Consider the following 21,871-nt stretch of genomic DNA (forward strand, 5'->3'; position numbering starts at 1 on the left):
CTCTTAACTTATATACAATTTTGGAGTTAAACGACAACTAACTTGACAAACGCCGTTAATGTAAAAATAACGTTAAAAATCCGACCCTTTTTTATTAAGGGGTCGGATATGCTTTTATAAATAATTAAGTTTTTGTTAAAGCTTAAATTTAACAACGGCATTCATCAGTCTTTCTCCAAGCTGAGCTAAGGCTTCTGCAGATTGACTTACTGATACCATTGTGGCAGCTTGTTCCTCTGAAGTTGCAGCAACCTCTTGTGTACTGGCAGCCGCTTGCTGAGCAGTAACACCAATGTTTTCGGCTGTTTTGACCGCTGCGGAGGTCCCACTGGCCATTTGATGTGAAGCTTCAGTAATCAGCTGAATTTGTTCAACAACTTTGTTAACTTCTTCTACAATGGTTCGGAAGGAATTCCCGGCTAAATTAACTGCTTCAACCCCTGCAGCAACTTCAACCTTCCCTTTATCCATCACTCCAACAGCATGTTCCGCCTCTCGCTGGATATTTTCAATGAGAGTTGCAATCTCAACAGTAGAAGCTGAGGACTGTTCCGCCAATTTACGCACTTCTTCAGCGACAACTGCAAATCCTCGTCCTTGGTCTCCCGCCCTAGCGGCCTCAATTGCTGCATTAAGAGCTAATAAATTAGTCTGATCGGCAATTCCTCTGATCACGTCAACAATTTGCCCAATTTGTTTTGATTCATCACCCAACCGAGAAATTACTTCGGCTGACTGAGCTGAAACCTCCCGAACTGCTTCTATTTTTTGCACTGCATTTTCCGATTGAAGCGCTCCCAATTCCGCCGCCTGAGCTGTCTTTTCGCTACTTTGACTAACCGTCTCAGCATTTTCTGCGACTTGTTGAGCATTAGCCGACAATTGGTCAATGACTTTTACAATATCCCCTATAGAAACCGCTGTATTCGTTGAACCCGCTGCAACTTGACCAAGCGTTTCAGCAACTTGCTCACTTGATGCTGTAGCTTGTTCTGAGGCAGCCGACAATTCCTCACTGGTTGCAGCCACACTCTCTGACTGTGTTAGAACTTCTCCAATAACTGCTCTTAAAGATTGCACCATCTCACCGACAGCGATAGATAATATACCGATTTCGTCTTTATTCTTAATCTCTGGAACCTCAACGTTCAAGTCCCCATCTGCTACAGATTGTGCAACCTGTGTCACTGCAACAAGAGGGCGGCTTATATGTCGGGCAAGCATAATTGCTAAAACTGCCCCAACAATTAAAGCAAGTATCACGAAAATCATAAGAAGCCTTACTACAGAGTTTTTCGTAGTCTGAGCATGATGAGTAGCTTCTGCCCCTCCATCGTCCATATAGACCATCTGAGCTTCCATATCTTTAAGCAACTGCTCAAAACTAGCCTTGCTTGTTTGAGTCAATATGGGTCTAGCCTCAACATCTTTACCTTCTTGAGTTAACATCCAAACCTTCTCAGCATCCTCTATGTAGGCATTAAATGATTTTCTCATTTTCTCACTGCTTGCTTTTCCATCAACAGATGTTACATAGTTATTATACTCAGCAAAATCCAACTCCCATTTCGCTTTCGCTATTACAAATTGGTTTTTATAGTCTAGAAAGGCTTGGGCTTCTGAACGCATCAGAAATCCCCCCATAAGATAGCGTCGGGTGTCTTCTGTATCCTCAATCACCACTGCTAAGGCACTAGTCGCTTTTAGCCAATGCCCCCCTAAATCTTCTGCTTCAAGATTGATCTTATAGACACCATAGTAACCCACGCCCCCTACAAGTAAGGTTAACAGTAAGACTACAAAAAAACCTGACAATAATTTAATTCGGACCCCATAGCTTATATTAGACTTTGGGTTGGCAAGCTTAGTATCCATATCATCGCCTCATTTTCCTTTTAATCTAGATTGTATTATATTTCAACAAAAAAGGATAATATCCTCTATTCTTAAGTAATTAAAACGGCTTTTTAAGTCTCTTAATTAACTTTATAATTATAATAGATAATAGTCTCTATTTCAGCGTTAGTACAATTACATAAAAAAGGTGATTCCCAGGGGAACCACACTTTAATTGATTGTCGGTGCATCCTTCTATCTCTCATCCATCTTAAGGTAACTTCGTCTGGGAGCTACACTTTTGTAAGCTGGTCTAATAATCTTTCCACTGTTAGCAATTTCTTCGATGCGATGCGCACTCCAACCAACGATTCTGGAAATTGCAAAAATCGGTGTAAACATTTCCAGTGGGATATTAAGCATTTTATATACAAAACCCGAGTAGAAATCAACATTGGCGCTTACAGTTTTATACATTGTATTGAATTTTGAAATAACCTGAGGCGCTAAGTTCTCAACCTTGGCATAGAGCTTAAATTCATCTTCCAGTCCCTTTTCTTGAGCCAGTTGAGAGACATACCCTTTAAGAATTACTGTCCTCGGATCCGATATTGAGTATACAGCATGTCCAATTCCATAGATTAAGCCAGTACGATCAAAGGCGTCCTTGGAGAGGATGCGGGTAAGGTATTGCTCTATCTCCTCGTCATCCTCCCAATCCTTCAATTTTTCTTTCATATCATCAAACATTTGAACAACTTTAATATTGGCTCCTCCATGTCGCGGCCCTTTAAGTGCTCCAATCGCTGCCGCCATAGTTGAATAGGTATCCGTGCCGGTAGAAGTAACAACATGAGTGACAAATGAAGAGTTATTCCCGCCACCATGCTCAGCATGAAGAACGAGTGCCAGATCCAGCAATGTTGCCTCTAACTGAGTATAACTGCTATCCGGTCTCAACATAGCCAGGATGTTCTCGGCAATGCTTAAATCGGCCCGGGGACTATGGATATAAAGACTTTGGCTTCCATGGTAATGGCTTAAGGCATGATATCCGTAAACTGCCAAGGATGGAAAACAAGCTACCAGCCTTAGGCATTGCTTTAAAACATTTTGCATAGATGTATCATCTGGATTTTCGTCAAAGGAATATAATGCTAATACACTTCTTGCCAGCGTGTTCATAATATCTTTGCTTGGTGCCTTTAGGATAACATCGCGAGTGAAATCTTCCGGAAGTCTTTGATACTGTGAAAGGAGTAGTTTAAATTCCTTTTGTGCGTTCAGATCTGGTAAATTTCCAAAAAGCAACAAGTAGGCTGTCTCTTCAAACCCATAGCGATTATCTTCAATAAAACCCCTTACGATATCTCTGATGTCTATACCTCGATATATTAAACGTCCTGGGACAGAAACCTTTTCCTCTTCATCCATAATATACGAATGGACCTCACCGATCTCTGTTAAGCCAACAAGTACCCCTTTTCCATCTAAATCACGCAACCCCCGCTTTACTTCGTATTTCCGATATAATTCAGGTTTAATAAAACCACTTTCTTCAGCCATTCTGCTTAACTTGGTCAAAGTATTCTCTTCAGACAGGTTCATGTTAACATAATTCATATAATCTCCCTTTCTAGAGTTATTTAATATCTTAAGTGCCTATCGTAATATAGTCATTGTGGATTCTGTATTATAATATACAAGGTTATCCTCAATGCCTATTCTAGCCCCTGAGCCGCTTGAACTATAACCCATTTATAGGTTCACGTAAACTCCGCATGTTAAGACAGCTTTCTTATTGGAAAGCAAATGAATTTTCCGCTTAATTAATTAATATATATTAACTAAATAACATGTTCAGACTAAGGGGGAAAGTATGTCTTGGAACTTTAAAAATTGGAATTGGTCAGGCTCCGTTGTCACAATATCCACTCTGATCTTTGCCTTCGTTTCTCTGATTTCTGTATATATTTCTGTTACGACCTGGAAAATACAGCGTGAAGCGGCACGTCCATATTTAACCTTTATCGAATCTCCTTCACTTCATTTTACAAAGGAATCAAGTTTTGAATTCGAATTCAAATTTAAGAACGTTGGAACCCATCCAGCAACAACTCTTTCAAGCAGGACCACAGTTTTTGAGCAACAGTTGTTACAAAAGCCCATTCTTATTGACGATTATACCGTTGTAAATGATATTCCCAGGGATACAACCACAAGTTTACTTCTCAGCCTCAAAGACAAAATATCAGACGAAACCAATATCCATCCCCATTTTATCATCATCAGCCTAAGCTATGCTGATCCTATTGTTCATAAATCCTATAAACAAACAATTTATCTTAAATGGGCCGGTGTTATTGCAGGAAGACAACAACCTCTAATTCACGTCGAAATTAGTGAGAAAGAAAACATTTTAAAGTATTTAAATACCCACCACTTACTTAAGTGACCTTAAATTAAGAAAAACCCCGACTATTGTCAAAGGTCCCAGCCAGTTAAACCTATAGATTGCAAAGCAAAGCTAGATCATGTCATTGTTTCCTCCCTTTCAACGCTTACGAAGTTAGCTGACGGATTCGGATTAAAAAGGAACCCTACCTTCGCAAATTTGAAAACACATCGCGAAGGATTCACTCAGGAATTGGTTTCTCCGCATCAATAATTGAATTAAGCGATAGAGAACTATATAGTTTCGATTTTCTTAGAATAAATTGAATTTTATCATACTTTATTCGATCTAGTCAATTGCAAGATTTAGATCTTCTGTCTATCTTTAGGCAGAAGATCTTACATCCCAAATGAATTGCGTAAAAGATCCGGACGTAAGACCCCAGCATGAAAAGAATGCCCACTATTCAAGTTACATAACCATACCTCGGCAGGGCTAAATACCAAGGGATCGATGTTATAGAAGTCCCCATATTCCTCAAATATTTCTATAAAAGGCCGTTCATATTCCCGAGAAAAACAGAACGGAATTTGGTTTACTAACGAATCTAAGGTTTCATCATTATCTTTAAGATTATAAAGTACTGTAGAACCATAAAAGATCCCATCATTTGACCTTCCCAAAGCATTGAGGTTACTGCGTGCAACAGGAGGAAGCGGACAAGTTCCCCAGCCGGAATCTATCCTTTCTGAATCATACCCCAGTACAGCAAGCTTAGATAAACCCGTTTCCAAGGCCCGTGCAGCTATCTGAACTGAACCCGCCAGAGACGCGGTTGGAGCTGCCAAAATATAGAGATCCTTAGGCTCACACCCTAATTCTTCTACTAAGTATTGGACTGTCTCCGCAGTTGGGAGCTCCTCACTTTCCAGACACATAACAGCCATCTTTGAATAATCTTCGTAACCAGTCCTGTCATACAGAATGCCCTGATGAATAATGGCACGCCCCGGTCCGGAACCCATCGCTGTTAAATCGCCATTTTGGATGGGCCAGCCAGCATATTGAGACGCCAAGCAAGCTTGAACCGGATGAGCTGTAACAACCTCAACCGTTGGCCAGCGAAACCCGCTAAAGTCTAACCAATGTATTTTAACCTGTGCCAACCCGCCGAGGCAGACTGCAGCAAACAAGACGCCAGCTTCCCAACTGCCTTGTACCTGAACTCCGCAGTCTATTACAGTTACCTCATTTTGCTTTTTGACCCCAACCCTTAGAAGTTTTCTCTTTTGGATGAATTTGTTAACTAAAGGAAATGCTTGCCGGTTTGGACTCAGTTTGGATTGTTGTATATTTGGAAACGACATGCTATTCTTCCTTTTCTATCATTCTCTTAACATGCCTTTATCTTATCCCTTTTTAGTACATTTTATATAAATTCACCCTCTCGAATTAGCGATTGATCTCCAATTATAAATGAAGGACTCTTAATAAAATACGTCAACTCATTCATTAAATCTATATAAATTTCTTTATCTGAATATTTCCCATTGCAATCAAACATAAGCCTCACAAGCGGACGCGTAGGGAAATTGGTCGGCACAGCAACAACTACACCCATTTCCCCAGTATTTAAGGTTACCAAAGTATCTTTAGGATAAAGATTTAAAGAATTACGAAATGCAGTGACCACTATTGGATTAAAATCGTTTTCCATGGTTAAAATCATTTCAAGAGCATGATAAGGTGGAAGTGCTTTACGGTAAGGTCGATCTGCCGTTAGAGCATCATAAACATCTGCTATCGCAATAATTTGGGCATCAAGAAGGATTCGTGATCCACTAATTCCATCGGGATATCCATTACCACTCCACCGTTCATGATGCAGTCTTACCGAATTTAATATAATTGGCGAAACATCTGTATTATGCAACATTTTCTCTCCCTCAATAGGATGCCGCTTAATAATGATCAATTCCTTTTTAGTTAATAACCCAGGTTTATTTAAAATTTCACAGGGTACTTTAATCTTCCCAATATCATGAAGGATTGCCCCCATTGCCAGATACCTTAGGCCTTGCCCCTGATAGCCTAATTTACTTGCAATTATTATAGAGAGGATAGCAACATTAACTGCATGTACAAAAGTACAGTAGTCATGTTCTTTTAAACTAGCCAAATCCACTCGCAGAGAATCATTATCTATGCACATCCATTTACCGTTTATTTCCCTAATAATCAACTCTATAAGAACCATCGTTTGGGCTATTTGCTCCGATGTAATGAGCCCAGTATCATGATAAATACTCCATATTGAACCTACAATGTCAAAATAAAGATCTCTTGAAAAAGTCTTTAACTCAGTACCGGATGAATTGACATGATCTTTCTCAGATATTAAAGTGTAAACCTCACTTCTTCCCAATCGTTCCCTGATCCTATCTGTTATTAGCTGCCCTCTTGTTAATAAAAGAAGACCACTGGTATCAAACAAATCCACAGGTGCCAGTTTCTGTAAAAATAATCCTGGTGGTAGTTTTTCAAGAACTACATTCATAGAATACCTCCAGATCCATGCAAAGCTACCTTAGAAACTAAAAATTATAACTTTCAGCCACAACATGCTATTAGTCCCTGCAATGTTGATCTATCCCAAGCTCGCTCCTGCTAAAGTTTCCTGAACAGTTTTAAGCAAAACATTTAAGTCCAGAGGCTTACTTATAAAATTTTGCACACCAAAACATCGCGCGAGGTCCTCCAAATCAGTTTCTGCACTTATCATAATTACTGGAATATCCTTAGCCAGATCATCCTGGCTAAGTTGAGATAATACTTGAAGCCCTGTCATTGCCGGCATTCTTTGATCTAATAGAATAAGAGATGGGCGGTTTAATGAGAGCGCAAGATTCAGACATTCCGAGCCACTAGCCACTGCTTTTACGTTATAGCCTGATTCCTCTAAAACCTTATGGATAAGAAGTCTGACCCCAAATTGGTCATCGACAACTAAAATATATCCCGACAATTTGCTTCCTCCTATCTATTAAATATTCATTCTTTAACTGCTGGACTTATTATCGCTACACATTACAGACTACTAATTTCATATTGTATAACTATATGTCGCCTTTTTCAACATAATTAAGTACACACAGTCGGTAAGATGTTTGTGGCGACTAACATAAAATTGGAGGGAGAGGTGATAGTGTGTCTAACAATATTCAAGAGGTTGCTGGAAAAAATATACGCTTATTCCGCCAGACAAAGGGCCTCACACAAGAAAAACTTGCTGAACTGGTTAACGTCAGTAGTTCCTATATAGGTTATCTGGAACGCGGTCTCCGAGCTCCTTCACTAGACCTATTAGCAAGAATAGGCATCGCCCTAGAAGTTGAGCCTACTGTTTTGCTCTATACTACTTCAGCTGATTCTGATCCAACACTCAAAAAGCTCAATGCTCTCTTGGCTGGGAAAAATCCTAAATCAATTAATTTTCTATATGAAGTAGCCATGGCCTATTTCGTTTCTACCAGTGAGTCGGCTTGAACACTTATGTTACCCTTTATCATAATCTCGTAATGTTAAAACCAAGTCACTTAGGTATTTATGCCTCCAGAAAGTATTGAACAATAGGAGGTGATACTTTTCTGACTAGTACACAAAAAAACCCCGGTTTTTCTAACCGGGGCCTCAATATCACGACTAATCACATTAAATTTTCAATTCACCATCAAAGGTTGAAATAGTTTTGTATAAATCAGGTCGACGATCTCGAAAAATCCCCCACTCAAGTCGTTGAATCTCTAGCTGTTCCAAATCAAATTCAGCAACAAGCACGGTTTCTTCTGTACGGCCAGCTTCAATAACTTTATTCCCTTGCGGACCCGCAATAAAGGAAGATCCATAGAACGTGATATTGGAATCATCGTCCTCCTCAACTCCGATTCTGTTAGAAGCAATTACTGGAATTAGGTTTGCTGCCGCATGCCCAAGCATACAGGTCTGCCAATGTTCTTTGGAGTCAATCAATCCATCTTGGGGCTCTGAACCAATAGCTGTCGGATAAAAAAGCAACTCAGCACCCATCAGAGCCATACATCGGGCAGCTTCAGGATACCATTGATCCCAACAGACTCCGACACCAATTTTGCCAAAACGCGTATTCCAGACTTTAAAACCTGTATCTCCTGGATTAAAATAGAACTTTTCTTCATACCCCGGGCCATCTGGAATATGACTCTTGCGATACTTTCCCAGCACCTCTCCATTAGCATCAATGACGGCCAGAGAGTTATAACGGGCATAGTTTTTTTTCTCATAGAAGCTGATCGGCAACACTACCTGAAGCTCTACAGCTACCTTTTTAAAGTGCTTTACCGCTTGATTCTGCTCTAGCTCTGTGGCATAGGTATAATACTTAGATTTTTCTTTTTGACAGAAATACGGGGTTTCAAACAACTCTTGCAACAAGATAATCTGAGCACCCTTTGCAGCAGCTTCCCTTACTAAGAGGTCCGCCTTAGCAATGTTTTCTTCGATACTCTCAGTACAACTCATCTGAGTAGCCGCAACTTTGACGTTTCTCACATTTGATTCCTCCTCGCTGGCATCTGTTGAGTTGCACAATGAACATTTCCGCCCTCTCGAATAAGCCCCATTCCATTAACTGGACGGATCCGCCTTTCAGGAAATGTTTGGCTCAACATTTGTACCGCTAACTCATCAGACACTTTTGCCTTTCCTCCGAAAATCGGCAGAATAATTCCTTCATTAACAAAGTAAAAGTTTAAATAACTCAAGGTTAAACGTTCATTAGAAACCGGATCATACATTTTAGGAGGTTGTTGAATAGGTATAATTTCAAAGGACCTTCCTTTGGCGTCCGTCTCCTTTTTTAATATTTCAAGGTTCTCCTTGGTGATCCTATAATTTTCATCCTTAGGATCATCACAAATCTGAAGCAGAATTTTACCCGGAGCTGCAAAGCAGGCAAGATTATCTACATGCCCATCAGTCTCATCCCCATCCAGTCCTTTTTTTAACCAGACCACTTTCTGGATATTGAGAAATCTCTTTAACTCAACTTCAATCTGTCCTCTTGTTAAGTCAGGGTTGCGATTTGGATTTAAGAGACACTGCTCAGTAGTCAGCAGTGTACCTTCTCCATCCACATGGAAGGAGCCTCCTTCCATAACCAGAGGGGCATCAAATCGTTTTACTCCGACATGATCTAAGATTTTCGTGGCTACAAGATCGTCTAAATCCCACGGGGAGTATTTGCCGCCCCAAGCATTAAACTTCCAATTAACCCCTGCCACATCCCCACCATCACTGACAAGAAATGTAGGTCCATTATCCCTCAGCCACGCATCATTATGCTCAATAGTCAAGAGTTCAATCTGTTCACCATGAAATATGCTTGAAAACTTCCCCAAATCCTCTGAACTCACCAAGACCGTTACCTGCTCAAATTCAGCTATTGCTTGAATAATCTCTATATAGCCCTTGCAAACAGCATCATAATCCTCAGGGTAACACATAGAGGCTTTTATTGGCCATGAAATAAAGGTACGCCCATGCTTGATCCACTCCGGCGGCATCTTATAGTTTAACTTAATTGGATACAACATTTATAATCCCTCATATTCTAAATTTGTAACTTTTAGCATTCTGCCTCAACACTATACTGAATATAGCCTTTACAACCCGGTTTTGGCAATACTATTTTCAGAATCATAATTTGTAATTCTTGCTGTTGTCTCAGTATCAGAAATATAATGAAGCTTCCTGTCAAAATTACGCATAGATCTTTATACATATTTCACTCATATCAAGCAATTTATTCGCATTTAAAAACTGTCAAGCATTATAAATACGAATTCAGTCACCTTTTGATACAAATGACAAACTCAAATCAAAAAAGCACCTACAGGCTAAACGCTCTTTTGAAGTGTCCAGTCTATAGGCACCGGTTAATATTCTTACGTACTCTCTTTATTCATGTGTATTGATCGTTCATTTACCAAGTCTCTTCTGAATCAATCATTCTTATCTTTGCAATGAATTTTCCGGTTTAACCTTTTTAGTTTCAGATTTATGATTAACTGAAAGAGTCATATAGCATAATCCATACCCTAAAACCGAAAAACAGATAGCAGTTAGCAGAAAATCTAATCCTTCCATACGAGCCCCTCTCTTTCAATTAACCATTTTTAAGACGGTAACGAAGCGTTTGATAACTTTGAGCAACAGCATGTACCACTGAACGGCAACGTCCACGTCTAGACTTACCGCTCAGTTATCCAACTATCGTCATGGATCAGGCCTTGATACCAGACTCGTTGGAACAACTCCCCCTTTTAAGGAAGTTCTCTCTATATATTCTAAACTAATTGTCTTGAATATATATAAACAATTTATTAACAAACTATAAACTATTTTCTCCTAATCAATGTTATATTTGTTTCCTAGTATATAGCAAAGAAATCCCCCATTGATTCATGCACTGCACAAATCAATGGGGGATTTCTTTGCTCAAATGACTTATAATCTTTCATACTCACCATTCGAAGTTAAATATTGGATATCAATACACCCATAGTACTCCCCATACATATCCAGCGGATCAAATCCACTCTTGCGAGTGCAATCATCTGAATATCCGATATAGTAGACTTCTTGATCGTGGTCTCGCATACGGAATATATACTGGGGTTCAGCTTCAAACTTCTTAACAAGCCGTTCAAATTCCTCTGTACCCTTTTTGGCCTCTGAGCTGAAGTACTCAGTAAAAATCTTCTTTTCAAGACAATTTTCAGTAATTTTGAACATATAAAAACAACCTCTCATTTATAATTCGATTAATTATATAATAACAAAATTTTCAGCCGCTTCCAACTCACTTTACATTTGATAACCCACTGACCGAAGCTCAGAAGTTGCTGCCCAATCCACACCTTCCTTAAATAGGACGACTCCATAATCCTGCTTGGCCTTGCTGGCAGAAATAACTCCATTTAAGAAATCTTGCCATACACTCTCAGGGGCTCTCCGCCAAGGATCTCCCCACCCTCCACCGCCTGAGGAAACTACTGTAAGTACGGTCCCCTTCGGCAACAAACGCGCACTCTCTTTACTTGCCAGAGAAATTTTTTCTCCGTCTAATGTTGCCAATTCAACACGGGTTAAACTTCCGGGTTGCCCTGAAGCTGTACCAAACGGAGGAACCTTCATCCCATCCCCAAACATCACAATATTTGTGGGTTCACCATTAAACTGTATGCTATAACGAATTCCTGGTCCCCCGCGCCACATGCCCGCTCCTGCGCTATCGATTTCGATTTCATGGCACAAGGTTAAATGCGGGTATTGGATTTCATTGGCTTCTATGTTTGGTGCACGAACTCCCCCATAGTTCGACAATGGAGCCATATAAGGATAACCATCCCTTCCCGCTATTCCCCCGCCTGAACCCAAGGCACAAAAAGCAAATCCCACATAAAATTCTTGATTGCGAGGGTCGATTCCATAAAACGATGGACCGCAATAACGTCCAAAACCAGCAGGCAATCGCTCACCTGCTACGGAGTCTAATGCTTGGAATATAGCACTAATAATTTCACTTGCCGGAGTCAGTGTACTTAACGTTACTGGCGCCGGATCATGAGGATTAACTAAACTGCCCTCAGGTAAAAGAACCTTTATCGCTCGAAAAGCTCCACTGTTTCGAGGAATATCAGGACCAAGCGCCCAAAGCGCACCAATCCAAGCGGCAGTTGTACTTGTTACCAATGCTGAGTTGACAAAGCCTTTGACTTGAGGATCAGTGCCCTCAAAATCCAGCATCATTTCCTCTCCTTTAATCTTAACTGTCACCTTGATTTTAATGGGATTTGTTTGAAATCCATCATCATCCACCCACTCTACGCCCGTATAATCACCATCTGGCATACCCTTAATTGCTTGACGCGTGAGTCTTTCGGCATGATCCAGAAGATATCCCACTGCCCCTTTTATCCGAGTAGGAGAGTAGTTAGAGAGCAACTCTCTTAAACGAACAACTCCAATCTTGTTAGCACCTATTTGGGCCCATAAATCATTTTGAAGCATGTGCGGATTTCTGACATTTTGAGTGATCAGATCCATAACCTCATTAAAGACCTGCCCTTTGCTTACAAGTTTAATCGGCGGAATACGCAGTCCCTCCTGAAAAATCTCAGTTGCTTTGGCATTATAACTACCAGCAACAGATCCTCCGATATCTCCGTGATGGGCCCTGCTGACACAGTAGAAAAGGACCTCTCCCTCCACAACTAACGGGGTAATAATACCAATATCCGGGAGATGGTTTCCTCCGTGATAAGGATCATTGATGATAAAGACATCTCCCTCTTCAACGTGCCCCGAGTATTTACGAATCACTTCTTTAATGCTAAACGTGCCAGCGGCAGCTAAAATCGGTATGCCATTAATCTGAGAGACTAAATCTCCATCCCCGTTACATATGCCACAGGCAAAATCACAAGCCTCCGCAAAGATAGGTGAACGAGACGACCGCTCTAAGGCGTAGCCCATTTCTTTAGTAATCGTATCCATACGGTTAGCAATCACTGCCCGTTCAATAACTTCATCCAACTTGGCATTCATAGTTAACGTCCATCCTTTCCTATCTCAATAATTAAATTTCTCACCTGATCAAGTTCAGCCTGCCAATTTTCGTCTATTAAAATCGTTGTATACTCTTTTATTATTATAGCGGGACCCTGCAAACGCATTCCCATCCCTAAATCTTGCCAACGAAAAATCTTAACATCCTGAAAAGCTCCCTGCAAATAGACTGAGTGTACTTCATTTGTTTTTGATAAGGTTGTACTCTTTTCATATATTTGAAGATCTTTAGTGTTGCCCCAACCAGCCCTTAGACTTAATCTGCTCTGAAGTGATCTCTCCTTCTCCTGAGCCAGCAACCGAAGATTAACCAGCATCAGAGACTTCTCAGGCTGACTGTAACCATATAGCCTCTGGTGAGCTTCATGAAACCCCTTATCTAACTGTTGCCAAACTTCTTGATCAGTTGCATCGCCCAGGATGGCAACGTTAATTTCATGATGTTGATCGGAGTACTTTAAGTCAGCCGACCAAACATAGTCGCGTTGATCTGCACTCACCCCTAACCGAGACAGCTCTTGATCCGCCTGAGATTGCAACTCTAGTATGCCTTGGTTCCAGCTTAGGATGGGCACTTCGCCTAACACTTCATAGAGGCTGCGCAAGACTTCAAGCTGAAAACGAGCGTGATGCAATCCTTGAGCACAAAAAACAGGCGCCAGTTCCGGAACCACAACTTGTTGTATCCCAACTCTCTCAGCTAAGGCAGTCGCAAATAGAGGTAACGCACCACCAACAGCCGCTAAAACAAAGGAACGAGGGTCATACCCCTTTTTAACAGTCATCAAGTACACAGCATCCGACATTAAAGAAAGTGCAACTTGATAAATAGCATAGGCTGCTTCTGAAACAGATAAACCTAAAGGGTGAGCAACCTTCTTTTCAACCGCCTCACAGGCTAATTCTTTATCCAATGACATACGTCCGCCTAAAAAATCCGAACCATCCAGTAACCCCATGATCAACGCTGCATCCGTAATCGTCGGCTCTTGACCACCTAGTCCGTAACAAGCAGGCCCGGGATTAGCACCTGCCGAATGGGGACCAACCCGAAGCATTCCTCCTTTGTCCAACCAAGCAATACTTCCCCCGCCTGCCCCAACAGTATGGATATCTAACATTGGAAGTTGGACAGGATATCCAGCGATCTCCGCCTGAGGAGTCACCTCCATTTTACCTTGCCTGATTAAGGAAACATCAAAACTGGTCCCTCCCATATCTCCCACCACTAATTCAGAAAATTCCTGTTCACGGGCCAGAGCCCACCCTCCCTTTACTCCTCCGGCCGGACCGGAAAAAAGAGTGTGCACGGCTCGCTTACTAGCTTGTAACAGATCAGTTAGACCACCATTATTTTGGGCAATTAAAATGGGTACTTGAAGACCCTTATCACGCAAATGAGACCTTAGATCTTGTAAATAGTTACTCAAGACAGGACTTAAACGTGCATTTAACACCGTCGTCGTGGTCCGTTCGTATTCTCCCAGTTGAGAAGAGAGTTCGGATGAAAGGGTAACGAAAACTTCAGGTGAAAACGCTTGCAAATCCTCTTTAAACATTAATTCATGTTCAGGATTACGACAAGCAAAGAGCAAACAAACTGCCACAGATTCTACTCCTTCTTGACGCAAAAACCCGGCAATTTCCTTTATTTGTGCTCTATCTGCTGCCTTAATCGACATCCCCAGGTAATCCATTCGTTCCCGCAAGCCAATACGCAGATGACGGGGAACTAGAACCGGAGACAGAGCAACGCGAAAATCCCATTGCTCTGCCAAACGAGAACGCCGCAATTCTAAAGCATCTCGAAACCCCTCCGTCGTTATTAGAGCAGTTTTAGCTCCCTGCCCCTGAAGCAAGGCGTTAATCCCAACCGTGGTTCCATGAATGAATTTATCCGTTAGCTCAAGGAATTCTTCTAGAGATAAGTCAAACCTCTTCGCCAACTCAGTCAAGCCCCGTATAATTGGCTCCAGAGGATTTTCATGACTTGAAGGAACCTTCGCAGTAAAAGTCGCTCCTTGTCGATCCCGAACAATAAAATCTGCAAAGGTTCCGCCTACGTCAACTGAAATTTCGAACATGGTATCCCTCTTCTTTCAATAACTTAAAGCTTATTATTAGAGTAAAATTGTCAATATCCCTCTCAGAAATGATTGTTCTGGGAAAGGACCTAATTCATCTTTACACCTTCTCTATAGCCCGAAAGCCCCCATGAAACGACGGATTTTCTGTTGCACTTCAGCCGACATTTCTACTGTAGGTGCAAACCCTTCAAGTGGCTTAGTTGCATCAATCCCCATCTTAGCAGTGCGACTTAAGTTATCACTTGAGGGATCAAGCGTGCATCCCATACCCATATGCTGAGGAATGATGGTCACGCCCCTGTCTGCTTGAAGTCGGGTTGCCATGGCCCATAGAACCTGTCGTTCATCGAAGACGTCTACGTCTTCATCCACCACGACCACCATTTTAAGATTATGGTCCACTGAAAAAGCAGTAAAGATAGCTTGCTGAGCCTGCCCCTCTGCAATCTTCTTCATAGAAATATAACAGTGAAATAATCCACAGGCAGAGATTGGCGCATGAACGCTCTTAACATTTGGAAGGGTTCTGTTCAAAGCATTTAGTACATCTCCCTCACGTTGCACTCCCACAATCGTAATATGTTCCGAACTCATACCGGGTGTAATGTCCTGAAACAGGGGCTTTGTACGATATTGAATCCCCTTAACTTTAAACACGTTTTCTGTACTGCGATAACATGCATAATTAGTGAACTCTGCAAAGGGACCTTCGGATTCTCGTTCTCCTGCTACAATTTCCCCTTCTATGACCACCTCAGCATAGGCCGGAACCATTAGATCCACGGTCTTACAGCGAGCAACCTCCAGAGGAGCCCCGAATAACCCCCCCATGGCTGCGAATTTACCCAGATCGTAGGGAATTAAGGCCATCGACCCCATAGAAATATTCGGATGAATACCCAGGACAATAGTCGCTTCCAGCGATTTTCCCAGTTCTTCTGAGCGGCGAAAATACTCCCATAAGCGTTGGCGAGAGTGGAGACTAATCCCCAACTTATCTTTCCCTTTAAGCTGCATCCGGTGATAACCTGCAGTATCTGCACCTGTCAAGGGATCTTTGGCAATGACCAATCCCGCAGTAATGTAGGGTCCGGCATCAATAGGAAAGTGCGTCAAGATAGGAAGTTTATACAAATCAACCTCTGAGCCTACAAAAGCATTCTCTCGAAACGGAGCTTCATCCACCTCCACTGGTTCAATCCGCTGATTAATTCGTTTGGAAAATTCAGCAGCCAGATCGTTAGGATGAACACCCATCGCTAAAGCCAAACGCTCGCGAGGAGCTAGAACATTTGTCACAACCGAAATTTCATGCCCTTTAACATTTTCGAAAATCGTTAACGGATAACGTCGGGCCTTCTCTAATTCCATAATCAAGGTGCTAATTTCATACATTGGGTCAATCTCTTCTTTGACATGAACAACCTCCAAGGGGTTTTGCTGCTTGACTCGTTCAATAAACGACCTCAAATCTTGCTCCAACATTTACGCCTCCTAAAAAATAATTGTCCCTTAATTTCACGGCCCTATTGAGTTAATCCACTTTTTCGCAATCCATCAACAAGCTTCAGTAAATAATGCAAGCTTATCGGACATCTGAGGATCTGTCTTCTGAATCGATAACACCTCCGAAACATAGTTCAAAAAATTAGTTCTAATCTTTGCAACCCCTTATAAAGAAAGCGTAATAAAGAAAAAAGACGATAGAAAAAGCCCACAGTCATATAGACTGGGGGCTTTGCCATCGTCCACCAAAGCCTGGTCAAAACAGGCTCATCTTAATTACAGGCAGGTCTTCTGGCTCAAAGATCATCATTACCGTACGCCTTCCCAGCCGAAACCAGTGGCCAATGTACGGAACTCCCTTCTTACAGTGGTGGGTCCGCTCAGGTTAAAACCTGATTCCCTATTCTCCCTATTGGGCACCTGTAATCGTTTTTACCAACCCGATTAATTATCAGGTTATAACATTTATAACCATTTCGACGTCTAATCTTTATTTCCTGCTAATTAACAAAATTTTTGTTATATTCCATGTCGATGTTTGTGTTTCTAACGTCCCATAAAATTCACAAGGCCTTTAGTCCTATTTATGATGAACCAAAGCTAAATTCATCAAATTCTGCTGATTTTTATGGTATAATCTACATAACTTCATAAAAGAAAGGGTGGACCTTCTGAAAAAGCTCATTTTATCTGTCATAACTTCGCTTGCATTTGCCTTATGCACGCCTTTTATAACCCAAGCAAGCCCCTTGGCTTTCTCAACTGAACGTATTGCCGGACAAGACAGAGTTGAAACTGCTCTTAAAATATCTCAAAAAGGATGGGACTCAGCTCTAACGGTTATTTTATGTGAATACAACGACTATCCAGATTCTATCGCAGCGACCCCTTTTGCCGTAAACTTAAATGCACCCATCTTACTTACTAAAGGAGACTCGATTGACCCACGCGTAGTCAAAGAACTGCAGCGATTATCGCCGGATAAAGTTATTCTTCTGGGAGGTACTGCTTGTCTACAGCCTGCAATTGAAAAAGAACTTGAAGGTCTGTCACTGCGATGGGATCGAATTGGGGGAATAGATCGTTATGAAACGTCGGTTCTTCTTGCCAAACAATTATATAGTGATTCTATGATTCTTGCCAATGGCGATAATTTCCCTGATGCTTTATCAGCAGCAACTTTTGCTGGTATAAAGCAAATCCCTATCATCCTTACATCAACCACTCTTCCTGCTTCTGTCATTCAATACTATCAAGAAACTGCACCAAAGCACTTGTTTGTTATCGGAGGCGAAGTCGTTGTTCCTACTAAAGAATTAACCGAGAATAACTTTACCATTGAAACCCGTTTAGGGGGCTACGATCGTTACGAGACAAACGCCAAAGTCGTTTCGTTTATGAAAGATACCTACCAGTCCAATGACCTTTTCTTAGCATCTGGCATCACATTTCCAGACGCTGTAGCCGGAACCGTTCTTGCTTCAAAGTCTAATGCACCCCTTTTACTTACAGAAAAAGACGATATTCCATCCGCGGTTTATAGCATCATGCGCGAACATATGAAAGTTGAACCCCCAACCCAGGACTCAAACTCAAGCAATGGTACTAATAGTTCTCTAAATCAAGGAAAAGTCACTGCTTCCGGGGGCTTAAACCTCAGAGAGACTCCCTCCTCCACGGGGAACGTGCTTATCACCATTCCGGCAGCGGCGACTATCGACCTAATCGAAAAGCAAGACCAATGGTATAAAACGACTTATCAATCGAAAACAGGTTGGGTTTCTGCTGATTATCTAACCGTAACATCGAAAATGGGAGTCATCAGCGCCTCAGGAGGCTTAAACCTAAGAGACACGCCCTCTTCCAGCGGAAGCATGCTTGTTACCATACCAAAAGATACATCCGTTGAGATTATTGATCAACAAGGTCAATGGTACAAAACAACCTATCAATCGAAAACAGGATGGATTTCTGCTGATTATGTAACACTTTCACTGACAAATGCCGAAAAACCTACACCTACTACACCTACTACGCCTGCTGCACCCATAGATTTAAGTGTCAATGGTCAAGTTTACATTTTAGGTGGAACAGGTATAATTAGCTCTTACGCTCAAACTATTATCGAAGGAAAAGTTTCATCAAACTATACGGAAAATCTTAAAGCCTTCCCTTCTCTCCCCTCAGAAATCAAACAACCAACTGATCCCTCACAGGGGGACGATGACATCACCCCTCCTGCTGATAATCCTCCCCCAGTGACAACCTATGATCCTTCAAAGGAAGTTCTCATCAATCCTTTTGAGGGAATCCCTGCTCAAGCATTATCGGGTAAAACGATTATGATAGATCCCGGACACGGCGGACCGGATAAGGGAGCAAGCGGCCCAACTCCAACTTACGAAAAAAACAACACCTTAGCTATAGCCATGGCCTTAAACGATACCTTAAAACAGGCTGGAGCAACCGTTATCTTCACCCGAGACAGGGATGTCTCTCTCTGTACAAACACTACCTACTCAGAAGTTGAGGACCTCCAAGGTCGAGTAAATTTAGCCAATCAATCGAAGGCAGACTTGTTTATAAGCATTCATAATGATGCGAGTCTTAACACAAATGTTCAAGGCACTTCAACTTATTATTCTGAAGATAATCCAAGGCACTATGAGAGTCAACATCTTGCAGTTAGCATTCAATCTGCTGTTATCGACACTATCAAAACAAACAACCGCGGACCGAAACAATCAGGTTTCTATGTTTTGCGCAATACGACTATGCCTTCAATCTTGCTTGAAACAGCCTTCATATCCAATCCCTATGAAGAAGCAAGATTACAAAATCCGACCTTCCAAAAAAATGTTGCCGGCGCCATCTTTATTGGTATCTATAACTATTATAAAAACCCCCTGCCTGAAGCTTAAGCTTCTAAATAATTTATAGACTCTTTCAACCAGACTTCCTGCCTCGAGGCTTCGGTGGCGAGAGCTTCTCGATTTCGTATATAACCTTATAAAAAGAACGTGGTGTCTCGCATCAACCTGCGTAACACCACGTTCTTTTTATTCTTCATGAGTAGACGCTATTCTTATGAACATTAGCTTGGGTTTACTCCATTGATCTTCTGCTTCAATGCACCGCATTACTTACTGATCTTTTGCCGGGACAGGCCCTCGCGAAAGAGCAATCTTACCAGTGCGGACTATTTCAATAATGCCATGATCATCTTCTAAGACTTGACAGAGGGCATCAATCTTTGTTTCATCCCCTGAAAGTTCGATAACCATCGTTTCCCTGTTAACATCAACGATACTTGCTCGAAAAATCTCCACTATATTAATGATATCTGAACGTGTCGCAGCACTTGCCTTGACCTTAATCAAGGCCAATTCTCGTTGAATAGACTCTACTGCTGTAAGGTCACTGATTTTTATGACATCTATTAATTTTGACAACTGATTAACTACTTGTTCCTGTTCGATTTCATTCCCCTCAACCACAATCGTAATCCTGGTGGTATCGGGTTCTTCAGTGTAACCAGCCGCGATACTTTCAATATTAAATGCTCTTCGGCTAATAAGTCCGGAAATATGAGTTAAAACTCCCGGTTTATTTTCTACTAATACAGCAAGTGTATGCTTCATTCCTCTGTTCCTCCCATCATCATCTGATCTAGACATGCACCTGCCGGAACCATAGGCAATACATCTAACACTTCCGGGATCCGAATGTCCACGACTACCGGACCAGGAATCGCCAACGCTTGTTCCAGAACTTTTTCCAGCTCCTCAGGCTTAGTCACTCTCAGACCAGCTACACCCATCGCTTCGGCCAATTTAACGAAATCAGTCGTTGACCCTTTCAAACTCGTATGCGAATAGCGTCCACCGTAAAACATTCTCTGCCATTGAGCAACCATTCCTAAACACTGATTATTAAAGATAAGGACTTTAACCGGGAAATTATACTCTGCAACAGCTGCTAACTCCTGACAATTCATCATGATTCCACCATCACCGACGAAGAGGATAACTGGTCTATCCGGCAAACTACATTGTGCACCTAAAGCAGCCGGCAGACCATAGCCCATTGTCCCAAGCCCGCCTGACGTGAGCAATGAGCGGGGATTTTTAAAGCCGTAGAATTGCGCAACCCACATCTGGTGTTGGCCTACGTCCGTAACAATTACAGCATCACCTTGAGTCAACTGACTAACCTTTTCGACCACTGCTTGCGGCATAACAACATCTGAGCCTTGTTCGTAGGTCAAAGGCTTTTCTTGATGCCAGTTACGCACTTTCTCCAGCCAAGGTCGAACTTGTTCTGTTAGGTCGGCAGAGACATTCTTAACTTGTTGAGACAGGGCAGGAATTGACCATCTCATATCCCCGACGACGCGCAAGTGTGCTAAAACATTTTTATTGATTTCGGCTGGATCGATGTCAAAATGGATAATTTTAGCTTTCGCAGCAAACTCACTAAGGAGCCCAGTCACTCTGTCATCAAAACGAACCCCAATTCCAATAAGCAAATCACATTCCGTTGTAGCCATATTCGCTGCATAAGTTCCATGCATTCCAACCATGCCTAAAAATTGAGGGTGTTCATTGGGTACACATCCTAAACCCATCAATGTGGAAATAACCGGAAACCCGCTCTGTTCGATTAAAGCTTTTAACTCCTCCGATGAATCAGATAGATTGACCCCGCCACCAACAAAAATCAGAGGCTTCCGTGCTAACTTCATTTCAGCAAAGACCTTATCGATCATTCCAGAATCGCCTTCACACATAGGGCGATAGCCACGCAACTTAACCTCATTGGGATATTGGTAATCAAAAGAAGCTGCAAAGACATCTTTAGCAATATCAACAACCACCGGCCCCGGTCTTCCTGTTCGCGCAATATGAAAGGCTTCTTTAAGTGCCCCCGGTAAATCCTCAACCTTCTTTACCAAATAATTGTGCTTAGTAATAGGGGTTGTGATCCCCCGAATATCTGCTTCTTGAAAGGAATCTCTACCAATCAGAGGAACTGAAACTTGACCCGTAATAGCCACTAAAGGAATAGAATCCATGTAGGCTGTGGCAATTCCTGTTATGAGATTTGTTGCCCCCGGTCCGGAGGTTGCGATAACAACCCCGACTTTACCGGTAGCCCTTGCATAGCCGTCAGCCGCATGGACCGATCCTTGCTCATGTTTAGTGAGTATATGCCTAAAGTCGGCTTGGTACAAAGCATCATAAAGCGTCAGCACTGCCCCGCCGGGATAGCCGAACACTACATCAACGTTTTCATTTTTTAGGGATTCTATAATTGCCTCTGCTCCTGTCATTCTCAAATCAGTAACCCTCACTTTCTTTTCCCATAACAAATCTATCAA

16 protein-coding genes and 2 riboswitches are annotated in these 21,871 nt (G+C 41.9%); of the genes, 3 read left to right on the forward strand and 13 right to left on the reverse strand.

Going from position 1 to position 21,871, the window contains the following annotated elements:
• Positions 1-135: 135 nt before the first annotated feature.
• Positions 136-1,875, reverse strand: coding sequence for a methyl-accepting chemotaxis protein (locus LJE72_RS05935; protein ID WP_229246707.1), 1,740 nt, complete (start codon positions 1,873-1,875; stop codon positions 136-138).
• Positions 1,876-2,091: 216 nt separating this feature from the next.
• A complete protein-coding gene (locus LJE72_RS05940) occupies positions 2,092-3,459 on the reverse strand; it encodes a citrate/2-methylcitrate synthase (protein ID WP_229246708.1) in 1,368 nt (455 codons plus the stop codon).
• 256 nt (positions 3,460-3,715) lie between these two features.
• On the opposite strand from LJE72_RS05940, the gene LJE72_RS05945 reads away from it, so the two are divergent.
• Positions 3,716-4,291 carry a hypothetical protein gene (locus tag LJE72_RS05945; RefSeq protein ID WP_229246709.1) on the forward strand — a complete coding sequence of 192 codons (576 nt, stop codon included), beginning with the start codon at positions 3,716-3,718 and terminating at the stop codon, positions 4,289-4,291.
• An 87-nt stretch (positions 4,292-4,378) separates the two neighbouring features.
• A riboswitch (cyclic di-AMP (ydaO/yuaA leader) is annotated at positions 4,379-4,526 on the reverse strand.
• Between the two features lie 103 nt (positions 4,527-4,629).
• Here LJE72_RS05945 and mch read toward each other — a convergent pair.
• The 3 genes from mch to LJE72_RS05960 form a co-directional block, all read right to left on the reverse strand.
• Positions 4,630-5,598 (reverse strand): methenyltetrahydromethanopterin cyclohydrolase, encoded by a 969-nt coding sequence (gene mch / locus LJE72_RS05950; protein WP_229246710.1) that lies wholly within the window; start codon positions 5,596-5,598, stop codon positions 4,630-4,632.
• Positions 5,599-5,660: 62 nt separating this feature from the next.
• A complete protein-coding gene (locus tag LJE72_RS05955) occupies positions 5,661-6,788 on the reverse strand; it encodes an HD-GYP domain-containing protein (RefSeq protein WP_229246711.1) in 1,128 nt (375 codons plus the stop codon).
• Between the two features lie 90 nt (positions 6,789-6,878).
• Positions 6,879-7,256 carry a response regulator gene (locus LJE72_RS05960; RefSeq protein WP_229246712.1) on the reverse strand — a complete coding sequence of 126 codons (378 nt, stop codon included), beginning with the start codon at positions 7,254-7,256 and terminating at the stop codon, positions 6,879-6,881.
• 182 nt (positions 7,257-7,438) lie between these two features.
• On the opposite strand from LJE72_RS05960, the gene LJE72_RS05965 reads away from it, so the two are divergent.
• On the forward strand, positions 7,439-7,777 hold the full coding sequence (locus tag LJE72_RS05965) for a helix-turn-helix domain-containing protein (protein ID WP_229246713.1): 339 nt from the start codon (positions 7,439-7,441) through the stop codon (positions 7,775-7,777).
• Between the two features lie 165 nt (positions 7,778-7,942).
• Here the strand turns inward: LJE72_RS05965 and aguB are convergent, their stop codons facing one another.
• From aguB to LJE72_RS05995, 6 genes are all read right to left on the reverse strand, one after another.
• A complete protein-coding gene (gene aguB / locus LJE72_RS05970) occupies positions 7,943-8,818 on the reverse strand; it encodes an N-carbamoylputrescine amidase (RefSeq protein WP_229246714.1) in 876 nt (291 codons plus the stop codon).
• On the reverse strand, positions 8,815-9,858 hold the full coding sequence (locus LJE72_RS05975; RefSeq protein WP_229246856.1) for an agmatine deiminase family protein: 1,044 nt from the start codon (positions 9,856-9,858) through the stop codon (positions 8,815-8,817). Before LJE72_RS05975 ends, aguB begins: the two co-directional genes overlap by 4 nt.
• A gap of 916 nt (positions 9,859-10,774) precedes the next feature.
• Positions 10,775-11,062, reverse strand: coding sequence for a hypothetical protein (locus LJE72_RS05980; RefSeq protein WP_229246715.1), 288 nt, complete (start codon positions 11,060-11,062; stop codon positions 10,775-10,777).
• A 72-nt stretch (positions 11,063-11,134) separates the two neighbouring features.
• Entirely contained in the window at positions 11,135-12,877 is a 1,743-nt protein-coding gene (locus LJE72_RS05985) for a hydantoinase B/oxoprolinase family protein (protein ID WP_229246716.1), read from the reverse strand.
• 2 nt (positions 12,878-12,879) lie between these two features.
• Positions 12,880-14,982, reverse strand: coding sequence for a hydantoinase/oxoprolinase family protein (locus LJE72_RS05990; protein WP_229246717.1), 2,103 nt, complete (start codon positions 14,980-14,982; stop codon positions 12,880-12,882).
• A 111-nt stretch (positions 14,983-15,093) separates the two neighbouring features.
• Positions 15,094-16,470, reverse strand: a complete 1,377-nt coding sequence (locus tag LJE72_RS05995) for a UbiD family decarboxylase (protein WP_229246718.1) — start codon at positions 16,468-16,470, stop codon at positions 15,094-15,096.
• Between the two features lie 285 nt (positions 16,471-16,755).
• Positions 16,756-16,930, reverse strand: a riboswitch (cobalamin riboswitch).
• 232 nt (positions 16,931-17,162) lie between these two features.
• Here LJE72_RS05995 and LJE72_RS06000 point away from each other — a divergent pair.
• A complete protein-coding gene (locus LJE72_RS06000; RefSeq protein ID WP_248286240.1) occupies positions 17,163-19,412 on the forward strand; it encodes a cell wall-binding repeat-containing protein in 2,250 nt (749 codons plus the stop codon).
• A gap of 222 nt (positions 19,413-19,634) precedes the next feature.
• Here LJE72_RS06000 and ilvN read toward each other — a convergent pair whose 3' ends face one another.
• Positions 19,635-20,132 (reverse strand): acetolactate synthase small subunit, encoded by a 498-nt coding sequence (gene ilvN, locus LJE72_RS06005; RefSeq protein ID WP_073030902.1) that lies wholly within the window; start codon positions 20,130-20,132, stop codon positions 19,635-19,637.
• Entirely contained in the window at positions 20,129-21,829 is a 1,701-nt protein-coding gene (ilvB, locus tag LJE72_RS06010) for a biosynthetic-type acetolactate synthase large subunit (RefSeq protein WP_229246857.1), read from the reverse strand. The genes ilvN and ilvB overlap by 4 nt, the downstream gene beginning before the upstream one ends.
• Positions 21,830-21,871: the final 42 nt, after the last annotated feature.

This window comes from Desulfosporosinus shakirovi, assembly GCF_020595055.1.
GTDB classification, from domain to species: domain Bacteria; phylum Bacillota; class Desulfitobacteriia; order Desulfitobacteriales; family Desulfitobacteriaceae; genus Desulfosporosinus; species Desulfosporosinus shakirovi.